This is a genomic window from Lentzea sp. NBC_00516 (assembly GCF_036346835.1).
Lineage (GTDB): Bacteria > Actinomycetota > Actinomycetes > Mycobacteriales > Pseudonocardiaceae > Lentzea > Lentzea sokolovensis.
In genome coordinates, this window is record NZ_CP107840.1 from 7554077 (window position 1) to 7569628 (window position 15552).

Sequence of the window (15552 nt, forward strand, 5' to 3'; positions counted from 1 at the left end):
ACTCTGATGAGTACAACTACGGGTGCGGGGGCTTCCCCGCCCACCTTCTACACAGTGCCCGAAGCGGCACAGATCTTGCGAGTGGATGCAGCGACCATCTACCGGGCCATCAGGGAGAACTCGTTCCCTGCGATCCGGTTGCGGACGCGATACGTGGTGCCTGCCCGAGCAGTGGAGGAGCTGGCCAAGCAGGCATCCGACACGGGCGGCGTGGTCGACGTCGCGAAGTGGGCCGCCGACCAGCGCGAGTTCCGCGAGTACCAGCAGCGGATCGGCGGTGTGTGGTGAACCAGGAGAACTACTACGAGTTCGTGGCGGCGGAGCTCGACCGCTACTCGAAGGTGCCGGATGAGGTCCTGCTGGAGATCGTGACGCGGGACGGTGCGTGCATGTGGTTGTGGGCCAACGAGGACGGCCCTGAGTGGGAGAAGGAGGAGATCACCGACAGCGAGGCAGCCGCGCGGCTGTGCGCGGACTGCCCAATCCGGGGCGTGTGTTTGGAACTGGAGTTGCGCACGGCCGGTGAGGACACCGTGGGCGTGTGGGGTGGCCTGTCGCAAGAGGACCGCCGTCAGGTGTACCGCGCGTGGCGTGCCCGTCGTGAAGGCGGTGGGTCGTCATGACGATCAACCTGACTCCGACGCAGATCCTCGCTGCGGTGGGTGTGGTCGTGGTGCTGTTGTGGGTCTGGCGGGCAAGCGCCCGGCGGGCGAAGGCGACGGCGAATGCGGCTCGCGCTGGTGCTCGATTGCTGTCGCTGACCGGCCGAGTGCTGGTTATGGCCGGAGTGATCGTGGGCGTGCAGTGGCTGGTGATCACGCATCGGGGCGACACGGTGTTGTTGCTCGTGGTCCTCGGACTGCCGGCTTTGTTCGCGGCGTACACGCTGACGAAAGCCCTCACGATCACCTCGTACGAGAGTCCTCGTAGCCGGGGTGACCGGCGATGAGGACGGCACTGCAGAAGGTTCGGGAAGGGGTGGCCGCCTTCGGGCGGCCGCCCGCCCCGGCGGCGAAGCTTGCCGCTGATGCGGCGGAAGCGGCGGAGCTGCGCGCGTATGCAACGCATCCGGACGTGATCGCGTTGCGGGTCGAGCGGGTGCGCGCTCAGGTGGACCGCTTGTGTTGGGTCGGGATCGTGCTCGGTCTCGGGTTCACGATGACCAACGTGCAGTCGTTCGCGGCGGCGGGTACGCCGGCGTGGTCGTTGCCGTGGCTGGCGGCGTGGTTGCTCGATCCCACGGTGTCGCTGGTGCTGCTGGCGATCCTGCGGGCCGAGCAGGTGACCGCGCGGTACCAGGTGCGCACGGGTGCGTGGACGCGTCGGGCGAAGTGGTTCACACTCGCGGCCACGTACGTGATGAACACCTGGCACTCGTGGGCGGTCGGGTCGATGTCGGGCGTGGTGTTGCACTCGGTTCCTCCGCTGGTGGTGTTCGTCGCTGCTGAAGCGGTCACGGATCTGCGCGACAAGCTGACCGAGGCGGTTGCGGCGGCGTTCACGGAAGCGTCCATGCGCACGGTGTCAGTCACCGCGGACTTGCCCACGAAGGCCGTTCATGAACCCGTGAAACCCAAGCAGCGCAACAACAAGCTTCCGCAGAGTCGAGTGTCGTTCGCGGAGTATCTGACGATGGCACGTGAAGCGTGGTCGCCTGGTGTCGTGGTGAGTCCGGCGTGGGTGCGCGGTGTCACTGGCTGCTCGCGCGGGCTGTCGTCGCGGTTGGCGGCCATCCTTGCGGCCGAGGTGCAGCGTGGTGACGACGATGAGTGAACGCGATGGAGAACTCGTCGGCGTGGACTCCTCCCTGCCGGTGCGGGCGGTGCTCGAAGGCGAGTTCGTGAACGACGTTCGGCCGGTCGAGCAGACGCCGTGGCGTCAGCGGGCCATGAACTGGTGGCGGCGTTCACCGCGTGTGCCGCTGTGGGCGAAGGATCGCGTTCACGCCGCACAGGCCGTGAAGGATCTCGTGGTGGCTGTGCTGCGTTCACCGTTCCGGCTCCTGGGTGCGGTCGTGCGCGGACTCGTGGTCGCGGTGCGGTGGTGGCGTTCATGGGTCACTGTGCGGGACTACCGCGACGCGGCCGAGCAGTCGGAGAAGCTCGCGGACAAGTTCACCGACATTCGGGAACTGACGTTGTTCCGGTGGAAGGTCACCGGGGCCACGGTGGTCACGGTCGCGGTCGTGCTCGCGGTGCTCGATCTCGTGTACGGGCACCGGGTGCTGTGGATCGTCGGCGTTGTGGTCGCCGTGGCGCTGGCGCTCCTCGGCAGGCGCAAGGACGGCAGCCCTGGACGTAAGGCGGTGCTCGCCGGTCCGCGCACACTGACGTGGACGATGGACCCTCAGGTGCTCGTGGACGCGTTCAGGGATGCCAAGCTGATCGGGAAGGACGAGACGCTGCGCCTGGTCGACCGGGCCACGCGCAGGGGCGAAGGATGGGCCGTCACGGTCGACCTGCCCGCGACCCGCAAGGCGGCTGATGTCGTCAAGCACCGGGAAGCGCTCGCCTCCGCGCTCGCGGTGGATGAGATCCAGCTCAGTGTGGAGCGAGTGCGCGGCAACGGCGGGCACGCCGGACGGGTGGCGATGTGGGTGGCCGATGAGGACCCCTACGCCAAGCCACCCATCCGGACACCATTGCTGGCGGTGCATCGGTGGGACGCGTGGCGGCCGGTGCCGTTCGGCGCCGACGCACGCGGACGCCGGATCGACCTGCCGTTGGTGTGGACGTCGGTCCTGATCGGCGCGATTCCCAGGCAGGGCAAGACAATGGCCGAACGGTTGGCGGCCGCGGGCTTGATCTTGGACCCGCACACCAGGCTGTACGTGGCGGACTTCAAGAGCGGCAAGGACTGGAAGGCAGCCGAGCAAGTCGCGCACCGGTTCATGTCTGGCGACGACAGCGGACACGTGCTCGGGTTCCTGGACTGGCTCGTGGAACTGGTCGCCGATGTCCAGGGCCGCTACCGGCGGATGCAGGATCTCGATGACCTGACGTGCCCGGAGTCGAAGGTGACACCGGACATGTCCCGTGATCCAGCGCTGGACATGCCGATCACGGCCCTGGTCGTGGATGAGGTTCAGATTCCGTTGGAGGACCGTACTCCTGTTGAGGTGCAAAGAAAGAAGCTCACCGCTGGCGAGTACATCGGAGAGTTGCTGACCTGGCTGGCGAAGAAGGCGCCGGCCGCCGGGGTGATCCTGGTGCTCGCGACGCAACGGCCGGACAGCAAGACCATCCCGTCCAGTCTGCGCGCCGTGCTCGGGTCGCGGTTCGCATTGCGAGTGATGGACTGGAGGGACAGCAACATCATCCTGGGCGAGCAGATGAACACACGCGGGTACGACTCCAGCCGTCTCCTGCCCTCCCACAAGGGTGTAGGCATCCTGCGGCCGGACGGCGAGACTCAGGCCGGCGCCGATGTGCTCGCGCTGACCGTGCGCACGTTCTACATGCCCAACGAGGACTGGAGGGAGATCTGCCAACGCGGGCGAGCCTTGCGCGAGGCGGAAGGCACGCTCACCGGACACGCCGCCGGACAGGCATCCCAACCGGTGCTCGACCACGCGGCCGTGGCGAAGGCCATCGGTGGCGGTACACCCGCACCCGCCGATGCCGAGCGCGTGGACGAGATCGAGCTACCGGAACCGCTGGCGTCCGTTGTGGACTACCTCGCTGATGATCTCGGCAGCGATGACGGACGGGGCTTCGTACCCACGGCCGAACTTGTGGACGCGTTGGGAGTCGAGCCCAAGGGATTCGGGCTCGACATGGCCGAGTTCGGCTGTAGCCCCACCCGCGACCGCGTGCCCACCGAGGACGGCGTAAAGCAGGTACGCGGCTACGCCGTCGCCGACATCCGCGCGGCGATCCAGCGTGCCCGCGCCGCCGCAGTGATCGAGGCAGAGGTGATCGACTATGACCGCTGACCCGTCACAACCCGTCCCAGCGGACCTGTCACGCGTCACACGCCCTGTGACGGATGCAAAACCGGTGTTCACCAGCGGAAACGGGCCGCCGTGACGGGTGTGACGCGTGACGGATGACCCGTCACAACCACGGGAAAACGGCCGCGTGCCGCGCCATCCCGACACCGGCGCCGCACACGGCCGACCCGTCACAAGCGGCTTCTCTGATGTCTCACTCGATCATGTTCGATCGAGATTCACGATTGGACACGTCGGATGACGATGGTACGTCCCCCGACCAACGTATCTTGTTCTGATGGCACGGAAACCAAGCGGCTTCGCCTGGCAGGGGTTCACTGAGGAGCAGGCCGAACTGCTGGACTTCCTCGATCATCTCGGCAACAACGCCTGGTCGCGGAACTCTCAGAGTGAGTCGCTCATGCCCAAGGTGATGGGCGAACTTCGCGGGGCTGGCCTCGACGTGGACCGTGTCAAGGAAGCCATGAGGTCGATCGGCTACAGCAAGGATGCTCTGCATCAACTCGACCGATGGGAATCGAAGCGCACCACTGGAAAGTTCGGCCCTTAGACGGCGAGTCATGCCCTGTTGGACACCTGCGGTAACAGGGCACAAGACGCGTCACGACAGTTGGTCGGCCTTGTCCTTGAGGGACTGTGCAGCTTCGATCAGTCGCTCGGCGGTGGCGTCGGCCGGAAGCGCCCCGGTCACCAACCGCTCGAAGGTCTCGGCGTACGGCCGCCGCTCGCACTCCGCCTCCAGCCACGTCCCGCCGTGCAGGTTGTCGAGGTACACCACGTCCTCGAACTCATCCTCACGGAACGACAACAGCGAGAACGACGTCATCCCCGCGAAAGCTCCCAGCTCATCCGGCACCAGCCACACCCGCACGCCCGGAAGCTCCGCGAACGCAGCCATCCGCCGCAACTGATCCGCCATCACCAGCGCACCGCCAACCGGCCGCCGCAGGACCGCCTCTCCCACCACGAGATCCAGCCGCAGCGACGGCCTCTCACTGAGGTGCCGCATCACTCGCGCTCGGTGAGCATCGCTGTAGTGGCGGTGCCCCTGTTCGGAAACCGCGCCCACCTGGACGCCGCGCAAGGCAGCCTCGTACTCCGGTGTCCGGACGACCGGGGGCAACACATCGAGCGCGACCACCTGCGCGTAGCTCGTTTCGGCCTCAACTTCGGCGTACGTCCACCCGACGCAGGACGAGGCGTCACCGGTCAGCAGGTCGAACCTCAGCGGATCGCGTGCGCGCTGCGCTCCCAGCACGACGGGCTTCCGTCGCTCGTCGCTGACCCCATACGCCAGGGCAAGCGCTACAACATCAACGTCAACGATCGGGACAAGCGCGTTCTGCATCATGGACGTCTTCGCCGACGACCAGCGCACGCGCTCGCCCACCTCCGCCAGACTCAAGCCGCTTTCCTTGCGCCACAACGCAAGTGCGCGGCCAACCGCGCGGTTCTGAAGGTTGGATCTGAAGTTCTTGGGCATATTCGGCTCGCTCGGTACGTGGGTGAAGCTGACGCGGTGCCGCACACCGCGTCAGCTCCCCCTGCCAACCCCGGTTGTGTGAGACGGAGTCCGGAGGCTGGCGGCTTTCGTGTCCTCAACAGACAGACTTACGCCTTACCGCGTCGTCGCCGGGAGGACATATGGCGTCGTACAGACGGACAATCAGCGCTTTGGAAGCGGCCTCGTCCAAGCTCTTCGCGTCGAGTGCGCGAATGACCTTCTCGTAGCCCGTGATCGCGTCCTTCGCCTCGGCGAAGAGACTGGAGTTCTCGGTATCCACCCACACCAGCGGTTCGTACTTCGCAAAGGTCATGTGGGTGAACGGCCCAGCCGTGCCCGGATGCGCGCCAAGTGCGGCGGGCACGATCCGGATCGTGGTGTTCGCCCACTTCGCCATGAGCAGGAGATGGAGCAGCTGTCCGGCGTGTATCTCGGCACCGCCGACGTGCAGATGCAGCGCCAACTCGTGGATGAAGAACGTGCACTTCTTGCCGCCGCGAAGTAGCTCCTGCATCGCGAGCTGCGCTTTCACCCGATCTTGCACCTCGGCCTCTGGCGCCGTGGAGGAAGCGAGTAACACCTCACGCATGTAGTCGACCGTCTGAAGAAGCAGCGGCACTGTGTGCGTGTGCCAGCTCGTCAGCGTCTCGGCCACCGCCAGGTTTTCGACGGCGGTGCGGAGCCAGACGGGCGCACAGGCGCCGTGTTGCTGCCACCACCCCTTGATGTGCGCTTTCGGATACAGCGACAGCAGGTGGGCGACCTCAGCGGCCTTGGCTCGACAGGCGCCCAGCAACGTCGCGATTTCGAGCTGACTCGCTCCGCCTTTGCCGGTCACCACATCCGAGAGCTTCGCTTCATCCCAGTCCACGATCTCGGCGACCGCGCGCGAGGTCAGGCCTGCATCCGCGATGGCCGCACGGACGCCGGCGCCGAACTCCCGTCCACGCGCGGTGGAAGTCCTCTTTGGCATGTCTAGTTCCTCGCGCTGGTTCGAAGAATGGCTTGGACGCCTTCAAGTGCTTTGCGCAGCTCTTCACGCGCCCACACAGCCTTCTGTGCGGCGTCAGTGCAGCGACGGAGGTAGTGCCTGCCGAGCAGCACGACGTAGAGGGGAGGCAGCACCAGCCAGAGGAGGAACAGCAAGATTCCCGTCTCGTCCCACACCATGCCCGTCACCGCCTCCGTAGACCTCAAATCCGCCAACATCAGCCTCTTGGACGGCAGATCGGGTGTAAATGACCAGGAAGAGACCTAAAGAGACTTCTTGCGACCTACACTCATCGGCGCTGACATTGGCGAGACGGAGAGGTCAGCCCATGAGTCCGCGGCATCAGAACGGGCAGCCAGGAACGCTGTTCGGCGACCTGCTTCGGCAGCGGCGGCAAACCGCCGAGGAGTTCAGCGAGGCGGCCGAGAAGTTCGCGCGTGAACGCGGGATGGATGCCACGCTGAGTGCTCGTCACGTGCAACGGTTCGCGTCGGGCGTTCGAGCTGACGGCAAGCCGCTGGGACCCGTACGCCAGTCAACGAGGCGCCTGCTTGAGGAAATGCTCAGCGTGCCGGTGGAGCGGTTGCTAGCACCGGCAGGGGAGGCCGAGTCAGCCTATACGGATGCTGATCTTGGTCTACGCGCGAGGATCGCAGCCGGGCGGAAGCTCGACATGCACACTGTCTCGCTACTGCGGCAGAAGCTTGACATCACCCGCGTGATTGATCGCCGATTAGGCGCGTCCGCGTTGCTCGGCGAGCTGCGTGCGCAGATCGCTCAGATGGAACGCGCACTCCGTGACGTCCTCAGTCAACCGATCCGGTCAAGTCTCGCCGAGGTGCTTGTTGACGCCTCCGCACTCGCCGGATGGCAGTCGTTGGATCAGGGCGAAGTCAGCGATTCATGGGACCACTACAGCGTGGCGCGAATGGCCGCGCGGGAGGCGCGTTCGTGCGAACTTGAGGCCTACGCGTGTGCTGGCCAAGCCGTCGTGTTGCACGACATCGGCGAGACGTGCGCTGCAGTCGAGCTGACGGACTACGCACGCACAATCGCCAGAGGGCGAGTCCCGAGGCTGCTCTACTCGTGGTTGACCGCTGGTCATGGCGAGGCATGTGCGGCGAATGGCGACCATCCGGCGAGCATGCGCGCATTTGATGAGGCGTTGCGCTCGATGCCCAGCCACACGGACAGCCCGGAGGTCCCATACCTCGTCTTCGACTCGACACATCTCGCGCGCTGGCGGGGCAATGCACTTGCGCGGCTCGGAGCGCCCGAGGCGATCGATGTTCTCTCCGACGTTCTACGGCGGCTTGACTCCAGTTTCGCGCGTGCAGAGACCACGCTTCGGGTTGACCTCGCTCAAGTGCATCGGGGCTCGGGGCAAAACGACGAAGCGGCCGCGCACGCAGAACGCGCGCGGCTGCTGGCAGCACAGATAGGTTCAGTGCGTCAACGCAGGCGTCTCGATCGTCTGGCTGTCTAAATGAGGCCGAGCAGGTTTTGGGTGGATTTCTTGATGGAATCAATGTTGTTAACCAGCTGCTGTAGGTCACGCTTCACTTCATGCAAATTATGTGGAACCGAGGCGACGGCTGGCGGTGGTGCTGTTCCGTACACGATGGCCGCGATGCGACTGAGAGTCTCGATGGTCTCTTCAGTTCTCAACGTTTGGTGTGTAGCAACGTCGGTCAGGCGCATCATCGCGCGCAAGTAATGTTGCGCCTTGGCAATATCTCCTTGGGGAAGGGTCGACACAGAAGGAGGCCTCTCTGCTTCGCTCCTCTCCCATTCGGTGACCCATCGATCCTCTTCGCTCATTGAAACGCCACATGCTCGTACGAAGAACCGTACCTGGTTGGCGTTGCTGGGCTTGCCGTTGCCATTATCGAAGTTCGCCCATATTGTGGATTTGGGCAGTTGGAGGCTAGTGATCTTCTGGATCGACATGCCCTTTTCTTTCCGTAGCTGCCGGGCGGCCCCCTTGAATTCCTGAATATTCCAGGACAGTTCGGCGCTAAGCAGGGCATCGGACATCTGTTGGCGATCGTCGTTCGCTTCGTTTGGTTCTGTCATTTAGCTGCCCGTCGACACGGAAATAATTGAACACCAATCTGGATTGCGGTGGTAGTCAACAAGAACGCTGCTGTTCCGACGACCTCAATTGGGTAGCCTGCGCGCAGGAGATATGCGATGAAAAGCAGGACGGAGACTAGCGCTCCGAATCTGGTGATGTACAAGGCGAGTTCGGGTGTGTGGGGTCGATGGCTCGGTGACTTCATAAAATACTCCCTTTGAAGCCGGCGAGTAGGTGGCGTAACTTTTTCGACTGTCTCTTAACAATCGATACCAGTTTGCCTGTCTCGTGCGGTAAGTCCAGGGATTGGGTGTCCAGGACTCGTGCAGGATCGAAGCAAGATCCATCGGGGAGTCCTGCGTGATGATCTTTTGTGTGTAGCCGAGATCGGAACAGCGAACACGTTGGCCGCGGGTAAGGAACGTCTAACTGCAGGTCAGGTCATGCGCCTGCAGTGTGGCATGTTGCGGACGCAGGAGATTGAGGCAAGCGGAGGTGTCAGTCTGACCCACGTTCCCGAAGTGGTCGACTTGGCATGCGAGACGCCAATAGGTCCGCGGCCTGCTTATCTGCGCTTGGAACCCATGCCGCGTAGACGCGCAGTGTTGTTGCACCGCCGCCACCGTGGCCGAGGCGACCGGCGACGGTTCGGAGATCCACGCCGGCTGTGAGCAACTCTGTCGCGCTGTAATGCCGCAGCTCGTGCAGATGGGTTTTCAAGTCCAGGCCTGCGGCCATCCGCGAATACCGATGTGTGACGCCGTCGGGGTCTGCGTGCCGGTCGTGTCCAGCGGCGTAGGAGAAGAGAAAAGTCTCGTTCGTGACTGGGACGTCTGCTGCTTCGCAGCGAGCGCGCACACGCTCAATCCATGTGGCGAGCAGGTCGGTGGTAGTCGGGTCAACGCTGATCCGCCGAATCTGGTGTGACTTGGTTTCTTTCTCGATCAGCTTCCCGTCGCGAATCACGATATTGGTGCGCGCTTCCACAACAGCGCGACATCCTTCAGTCTCGCAATTGTGCGGATCGGGCTTGGCGTGGTCGAAGGTGATCCGTGGCAAGCGGAGTGCGAGCAGCTCGCCACGGCGAAGCCCAGTGACCATCGTGAGCCAAACCAGAGTGCCCCACTGTTCGTCTTCTTCCCATGCCTTGTTGACGAGGAGTGCAGCCTGCTCGGGAGTCGGAGGATCGGGATTCGGTCGAGGCGCCCTTGGCTTCTTTGCGGCGTCTACAGGGTTGAAGGCGATCCAGTTCCAGCGGACAGCCGCGTTCAGTGCACCGGACATCACAGCGTGAATCTGGCGGATAGATGATGGACCGAGCGGCTTACAAGTGTGCGGCTTGCATCGATCATCGCACTTGTGATCCCTCTCGGTGCGGTGATCGATCAGCTTGACCCGTGGCTTGCAGCGACGGCGGCATCTCTTCACATCGGTGGCGAAGTCCTCGAAGGCTTTCGGCCCGAGCTGGAGAAGGCGAGTTAGGGTGACATCGCCAAATGCTGGGCGGAGATACCTACGGACGTACATCTTGTATCCGCTGAGCGTTGTCTCTTCTATGTCATGGCCGGATAGCCATTCATCCAGGACTTCGCCGAATTTGGCATTGCTGCGGCTGGTCTTCTTCGTGGCGATCTGCGCGCGGAACGAATCGCGCAGCTTGATCGCCTCGTCCTCGGTGGGGGCCTGTCCTGACAGGACTATGTCCTTGCCTGTGACCTTGTCCTGCCCGAGGCCGTACACGCGCACCTGATAGGTGTTGCCACGCTTGCGGATGCCGGTGAGGTCCTTGACCAGCTTCTTCCTGCCCATGAACAGGCACGGTACGCCGGATTTACAGGACAAACGGCAGGACAAGATCCATTCGAACACCAGAACGAGCGAGGCCGTGGGCGGATATCTATGCAGGTGAGAGCAATGTTGATCTATCTGACTATCCACTTTGGAGTGGCAAAAGCCTGTGGATTAAAAGTCTCCTGCTCTGCCAATTGAGCTAGCAGCCCTCGCCGGGACAGCCTACCGATCTCCACCTCCGCATGTCCTCCGGGTTGCCAACCTCACGATTGACGCACCACCTCCGCGGCCGGACCATGCCCAAGAAGCAGCTGCGGAGAGGATCAGGCAAGGAATCGGCAGCGGGTACTGAGGCGCCCGAACACCGACCACCCCGACCTCTGCTGGATGCACAACTGGGAATCGGAACACCCTGATCGAGGAGACCATGCGGACCCCTCGACGATCTGGTGGGATCGGGCAAGGTGGGGCGCATCGGGTTCTCCAACGTGCCTGCTGGGGGACGGCTCAGGCGCAGCTATGTCTCGCAGCCCGAGCTCAACTATCCCGCCGGCCCCACGGTGAGTTGCGGCCGATGTTGCAGTTCGCCGGGACGACGTTGAACGGCGAGGCCTCGGGCGTCTACCCGCCGCTGCTGCAGAGCGACGTTCGCTACCGAGGTAGAGCCTGCTCCACCCTGAGAACGGAAGCGTGCGTGACTGCGGCACCGGGCACGCGGTTGGCAATCTGTCCTCACCACGGCAAGGGGAGGCACAGGATGAAGAAGACGCTGGTAGGAGTGCTGGCAGCGGCTATGTTGTTCACCGGGACGGCGATGGCCGCGCCGGCGAGTGACGTGCAGAAGCAGCTCGACGGGCTCACGAAGCAGCACGAGTTCCCGGCGGCGCTGGCGACGATCACCGAGGCCAACGGGCGGGCGAGCGCCTACACCTCGGGTACGGCCGAGTTGAACAAGCGGACGCCTGTCCCCAAGAACGGGCAGGTGCGGGCCGGGTCCAACACCAAGGCGTTCGTTGCCACGGTGGTCATGCAGCTCGTCGGTGAAGGGAAGGTCGAGCTCGACAAGCCGATCAACCACTACCTGCCCGGCGCGATCAAGGACGACCGGATCACGGTCCGGCAGTTGCTCAACCACACCAGCGGGCTCGCGAACTACACGAACTACCTGGGGCTGGACAAGTTCGAGGAGGTGCGGCATCGCTACCTGGAGCCGCGCGAGTTGCTGGACATCGGCAACGCGAACCCCGTCACCAACGAGCCTGGCGCGAAGTTCAAGTACAGCAACACGAACTACGTGCTGCTCGGCCTGTTGATCCAGAAGACCACCGGGCGTCCGGTCGCGGAGAACGTCGACCAGCGCATCGTGCGGAAGCTGAACCTCAACGACACCTACTGGCCCGGCGTTGGTGACGAGACCATCAAGGGCAAGCACGCGCACGGGTATGCCAGGACCGGCAACGGGATCGAGGACGTCACGGAGCTCGATCCGAGCTGGGGCTGGGCGGCCGGCCAGATCATCTCCACCACCAAGGACCTCAACACCTTCTACCGCGGTCTGTTGAAGGGTGATCTCGTCAAGAAGGCGCAGTTGGACGAGATGAAGAAGACCGTCGACACCGCCGGTGAGATGTGGCCGGGCGTCGAGTACGGGCTTGGCATCGCTAGTGCGCCGCTGTCCTGTGGTGGACGGTCGTGGGGTCACGGTGGTGACATCCACGGTTACGAGACGCGGGGCGGTGTCACTGACAGTGGCAGGGCGTTCTCCGTTGCTGTGACGGCGTTGCCGGGTACTTTCCAGGACACGCCCGAGGAAGCCGGCAAGGCGCACGACGCTGTTCTGGCCACTGTGGACGCTGCTCTGTGTGGTGCCAAGTGATCGCGGTCGCGGCGCTCACGGCGCTGACTCTTCTTGTCCCCCAGCAACTCGACCAGATCGTCAAGGACGGCACGCCCGGCGTCGAGGCGCACGTGAACGGGCACGACCTCGCGCGAGGTAACGCGCCGGTCAACGGGCAGGTGCGCATCGGGAGCATCACCAAGTCGTTCGTGGCGGTCGCGACGCTGCAGCTCGTCGCCGACAACAAGGTCGAGCTGGACGGGCCCGCGAACAAGTACGTGCCGCACATCAAGGACGGCCGCATCACCGTGCGCCAGGTGCTGCAGCACACCAGCGGATTGCCGGACTACGTGCTCGACGTCGGGGTCCCGAAGATCGCCGACATCCGGGACAGGTACTTCGCGCCGCACGACCTGCTGGACGTCGCGCTGGCCAAGCCGCCGAGTTTCCAGCCGGGCGAGAAGTACGAGTACAGCAACACGAACTACGTCGTCGCCGGGCTGCTCATCCAGAAGGTGACCGGACGCCCGGTCGGCGAGGCGATCCAGCAAGTGATCACCAAGGCGGGCCTCAAGGACACGTACTGGCCGAACCAGGGCGAGCAGCGCATCCGCGGCCGCCACGCCCAGGCCTACGCGCTGAGCGACCTGCTCGACCCGAAGTCCGAGGTGGTCAACGCGACGGAGATCGAGACGTCCGCCGCGTGGGCATCCGGCGCGATGGTCTCCACGCCCGCTGACGTCGCCAAGTTCTTCAAGACGCTCATGCAGGGCGGACTGCTCAAGAAGGCGCAGCTCGACGAGATGCGCAAGGCCGTCACCGTCGACGAGAAGAGCGCCTACGGCCTCGGGCTGGAGAGCACCAAGCTCAGCTGCGGCGGGGTCTGGTGGGGCCACGGCGGGTCGATCCACGGCTGGGCGTCACTGGGCGGTGCCACCGACAGCGGCAAGAGCGCGGCGGTCACGCTCACCGCGCTGCCCGGCACGTTCGGCGACGATCCGGCGAAGAAGTTCCAGCAGGTGTTCGACGTGATCGACACCGCGCTCTGCAAGAAGTGACGTCAGCGGGCGTACCGGAGGACCCAGAGCATGTCCTGCTCGGTCACCGGTTCGTCCGCCACGCACGCCAGCAACCAGTCCGTCAGCGCTTCCGGATCGATGCCCGCCCCGATCAGCACCAGCTGCGTCGGGGCGTCGTCGACCGGCGTGAACGAGACGTACGCGCCGACGGTCTGCAGCATGAACGTGCCGAGCGGGAACCGCACGAAACCCTTGGCGCGGAACAAACCCTCCGGCCGCGCGCCCAGGAAGTCCATGAACAGCTTGGGGTGCAACGGGTCCGCGGACTCGAAGGACACGCTGTCAAAAGAAGCGTGCGCGTGCGTGGAGTGGTCGTCCAGGTCGTCGAACGAGAGCTGTCGCGGCCCCAGGTCCGGCGGCCGCACCTCGAACAGCAATGCCGGATCGATCTGCCCATAGGTAACCGGAAGCACCGGCGCCGAACACGGCAGCGAAGGCAACGAGGAAACCCGGTCGACCTTGTTCAGCACCACCAGATCGGCCATCGCGAGATCGCGTTCCAGATGAGGTACGGCATCGAGCTCCACCGCGTCGGCCACGTAGATCAGCCCGCCGTAGGACACCCCTGGCGCCTGCAACACCATCCGGACCATGGCCGCGGGCTCGGCGAGCCCGGACGCCTCGATCACGATGACGTCCAGGTCCGCCGCGGCCAGCCGGGTCAGCATGTCGTCGAGTTCGGTGCCGTCGACCGCGCAGCACAGGCAGCCGTTCGACAGCGACACCATCGAGTCGACCTGGGCCGAGACGGAGAACGCGTCGATGTTGATCTGCCCGAAGTCGTTCACCACGACGCCGATCCGCGTGCCGCCGGACGTGCGCAGCAGGTGGTTGAGCAGGGTGGTCTTGCCGGAACCGAGGAAGCCGGCGAGCACGACGACGGGGATCACGACGTCCGAGGCTAGCCGGTGAACTCGGCGTTCCGCCGCAACACCTCGTCCACGGTGCCGTCGAACATCGGCGGGTAGATCACCAGCTCGTCCACGCCCAGGTCCTCGTACTCCCGCACCACGGACGCCGTCAGCGGCACCGGTGCGGACACGCTGATCCGGAACTCCGAGGGGCGCGAGGGGAACCGGGCCAGATGGCCGCGGATGTCGTCGGGTGTCCCGATGCCGAACCAGCCCTGCGCACGGGTCACGGCCCGCCGGAACGCCGAGGCGCTGTGTCCGCCCACGACCACGCGCACGTTGGACGGCCGCGGATGCGCGTCCACCCCCGAGAACGACACGAACTTGCCCGCGAACGCCGGCGAGGGCGCGTGCCAGAGCTGGTCCATCGCGTCCAGGTACTCGTCGGTCCGCGCGCCGCGGTCGTCGAACGACACCCCGACCGCGGTCATCTCCGGCTCGAGGTAGCCGGCACCGACGCCGAGCGTGAACCGGCCGCCGCTGAGCAGGTCCAGCGACGCCACCTGCTTCGCGAGCACCAGCGGGTTGCGCTGGGGCAGGATCACGATGCCGGTCGCGAGCTCCAGAGTGGACGTGACCGCCGCCACATAAGCCAGGTGGGTCAGCGGATCCACGATCACGGCGTCCGGTTCGGACGGTGACGGGTCGACGCGCGGCGACGGCAGCACCACGTGATCGGACGCCCACCACGATCGATAGCCGAGCGATTCGGCCAGTTGGGCGAGCCGCCGCGTCTCGTCCGGCCCCGCGTGGTCGCCGATGTTGAGCCCCTGCACCCCGATGTCCATGGTCGGGCCAACCATCGATTTGTATCGATCATTCCCGAAAGTGCAACGGAACAGGCACTTCGCGCATCAGAATGGCGAGAAGGGGGGCGATGATGACCGAGTTCCTGGCTGCCGCGCTGGCGTTTCCGACCGTGGTGTTCAGCTTTTCGTTGCTGATAGTGCTGGCTTACTGGCTCACGGTGGCGTTGGTGGGCCTGGACTTCGACGCCCCGGTGATGCCGATCTCCATCTCGATGTTCGTCGTGATCACGTGGTTCGCCGCGCTGGTCGGCACGGTGCTCACGCCTGAGGGCTCGCTCCGGTACGCCATCCTCGCCGGGTCGCTGCTCGTGGGCGCGCTCGTCACGAAGATCCTTCTCATCCCGGTCAAGAACTGGACGAAACCGGAGAAACCGGCGTCCCGCAACGACTTCGTGGGCCGTACCGCGATCGTCAGGACGACCAGGGTCACCGAACGGTACGGGCAGGCCGAGGTGACCGCCGACGACGGCGGTACGGCGGTCGTTCAGGTGCGAGCGGCGCAGAGCACCGATCTCAAGGCGGGACAGACCGCGTTGATCTTCGACTACGACGCAGAAGGCGAGTTCTTCTGGGTCGTGGACATCACCACAGGGGGCTGAAC

General features: G+C 64.8%; 17 protein-coding genes. 10 read left to right on the top strand and 7 right to left on the bottom strand.

Annotation, left to right across the window (positions count from 1 at the left end; all coding sequences use genetic code 11):
- Nucleotides 1-6 precede the first annotated feature (6 nt).
- The 6 genes from OG205_RS34640 (at nt 7) to OG205_RS34665 (ending at nt 4502) form a co-directional block, all read left to right on the top strand.
- Nucleotides 7-288, top strand: a complete 282-nt coding sequence (locus OG205_RS34640; RefSeq protein ID WP_330272122.1) for a helix-turn-helix domain-containing protein — start codon at nt 7-9, stop codon at nt 286-288.
- The gene (locus OG205_RS34645) at nt 285-623 is read left to right on the top strand and encodes a WhiB family transcriptional regulator (RefSeq protein WP_330272123.1); all 339 of its coding nucleotides are present in this window, start codon (nt 285-287) and stop codon (nt 621-623) included. Before OG205_RS34640 ends, OG205_RS34645 begins: the two co-directional genes overlap by 4 nt.
- Nucleotides 620-949, top strand: a complete 330-nt coding sequence (locus OG205_RS34650) for a hypothetical protein (protein WP_330272124.1) — start codon at nt 620-622, stop codon at nt 947-949. Before OG205_RS34645 ends, OG205_RS34650 begins: the two co-directional genes overlap by 4 nt.
- On the top strand, nt 946-1773 hold the full coding sequence (locus tag OG205_RS34655) for a hypothetical protein (RefSeq protein WP_330272125.1): 828 nt from the start codon (nt 946-948) through the stop codon (nt 1771-1773). Before OG205_RS34650 ends, OG205_RS34655 begins: the two co-directional genes overlap by 4 nt.
- Nucleotides 1766-3934 (top strand): FtsK/SpoIIIE domain-containing protein, encoded by a 2169-nt coding sequence (locus OG205_RS34660; RefSeq protein WP_330272126.1) that lies wholly within the window; start codon nt 1766-1768, stop codon nt 3932-3934. Before OG205_RS34655 ends, OG205_RS34660 begins: the two co-directional genes overlap by 8 nt.
- 295 nt (nt 3935-4229) lie before the next feature.
- A complete protein-coding gene (locus OG205_RS34665; RefSeq protein WP_093595963.1) occupies nt 4230-4502 on the top strand; it encodes a hypothetical protein in 273 nt (90 codons plus the stop codon).
- Between the two features lie 51 nt (nt 4503-4553).
- On the opposite strand, the gene OG205_RS34670 is transcribed toward OG205_RS34665, so the two are convergent.
- From OG205_RS34670 to OG205_RS34680, 3 genes are all read right to left on the bottom strand, one after another.
- The gene (locus OG205_RS34670; protein ID WP_330272127.1) at nt 4554-5435 is read right to left on the bottom strand and encodes a helix-turn-helix domain-containing protein; all 882 of its coding nucleotides are present in this window, start codon (nt 5433-5435) and stop codon (nt 4554-4556) included.
- 115 nt (nt 5436-5550) lie between these two features.
- Nucleotides 5551-6327 carry a DUF5753 domain-containing protein gene (locus tag OG205_RS34675; protein ID WP_330272128.1) on the bottom strand — a complete coding sequence of 259 codons (777 nt, stop codon included), beginning with the start codon at nt 6325-6327 and terminating at the stop codon, nt 5551-5553.
- Between the two features lie 104 nt (nt 6328-6431).
- Nucleotides 6432-6626 carry a hypothetical protein gene (locus OG205_RS34680; protein WP_330272129.1) on the bottom strand — a complete coding sequence of 65 codons (195 nt, stop codon included), beginning with the start codon at nt 6624-6626 and terminating at the stop codon, nt 6432-6434.
- A gap of 149 nt (nt 6627-6775) precedes the next feature.
- On the opposite strand from OG205_RS34680, the gene OG205_RS34685 reads away from it, so the two are divergent.
- Complete coding sequence (locus tag OG205_RS34685; protein WP_330272130.1) at nt 6776-7933, top strand: hypothetical protein; 1158 nt, start codon at nt 6776-6778, stop codon at nt 7931-7933.
- Here OG205_RS34685 and OG205_RS34690 read toward each other — a convergent pair.
- Both OG205_RS34690 and OG205_RS34695 read right to left on the bottom strand, forming a co-directional pair.
- A complete protein-coding gene (locus OG205_RS34690) occupies nt 7930-8523 on the bottom strand; it encodes a hypothetical protein (protein WP_330272131.1) in 594 nt (197 codons plus the stop codon). The two genes, OG205_RS34685 and OG205_RS34690, sit on opposite strands and share 4 nt — an antisense overlap.
- Nucleotides 8524-9022: 499 nt before the next feature.
- On the bottom strand, nt 9023-10333 hold the full coding sequence (locus tag OG205_RS34695) for a tyrosine-type recombinase/integrase (RefSeq protein WP_330272132.1): 1311 nt from the start codon (nt 10331-10333) through the stop codon (nt 9023-9025).
- A gap of 739 nt (nt 10334-11072) precedes the next feature.
- Between OG205_RS34695 and OG205_RS34700 the strand changes: the two genes are divergently transcribed.
- The gene (locus OG205_RS34700; protein WP_330272133.1) at nt 11073-12191 is read left to right on the top strand and encodes a serine hydrolase domain-containing protein; all 1119 of its coding nucleotides are present in this window, start codon (nt 11073-11075) and stop codon (nt 12189-12191) included.
- Nucleotides 12188-13210: a serine hydrolase domain-containing protein gene (locus OG205_RS34705; protein WP_330272134.1), complete on the top strand. Its 1023-nt coding sequence runs from the start codon at nt 12188-12190 to the stop codon at nt 13208-13210. Before OG205_RS34700 ends, OG205_RS34705 begins: the two co-directional genes overlap by 4 nt.
- A gap of 2 nt (nt 13211-13212) precedes the next feature.
- Here OG205_RS34705 and OG205_RS34710 read toward each other — a convergent pair whose 3' ends face one another.
- Together OG205_RS34710 and OG205_RS34715 are read right to left on the bottom strand one after the other, a co-directional pair.
- The gene (locus OG205_RS34710; RefSeq protein WP_330272135.1) at nt 13213-14121 is read right to left on the bottom strand and encodes a CobW family GTP-binding protein; all 909 of its coding nucleotides are present in this window, start codon (nt 14119-14121) and stop codon (nt 13213-13215) included.
- A gap of 11 nt (nt 14122-14132) precedes the next feature.
- Nucleotides 14133-14930, bottom strand: a complete 798-nt coding sequence (locus tag OG205_RS34715) for a TIGR03619 family F420-dependent LLM class oxidoreductase (RefSeq protein ID WP_330272136.1) — start codon at nt 14928-14930, stop codon at nt 14133-14135.
- 92 nt (nt 14931-15022) lie between these two features.
- On the opposite strand from OG205_RS34715, the gene OG205_RS34720 reads away from it, so the two are divergent.
- Nucleotides 15023-15550, top strand: a complete 528-nt coding sequence (locus OG205_RS34720) for a hypothetical protein (protein WP_330272137.1) — start codon at nt 15023-15025, stop codon at nt 15548-15550.
- Nucleotides 15551-15552: the final 2 nt, after the last annotated feature.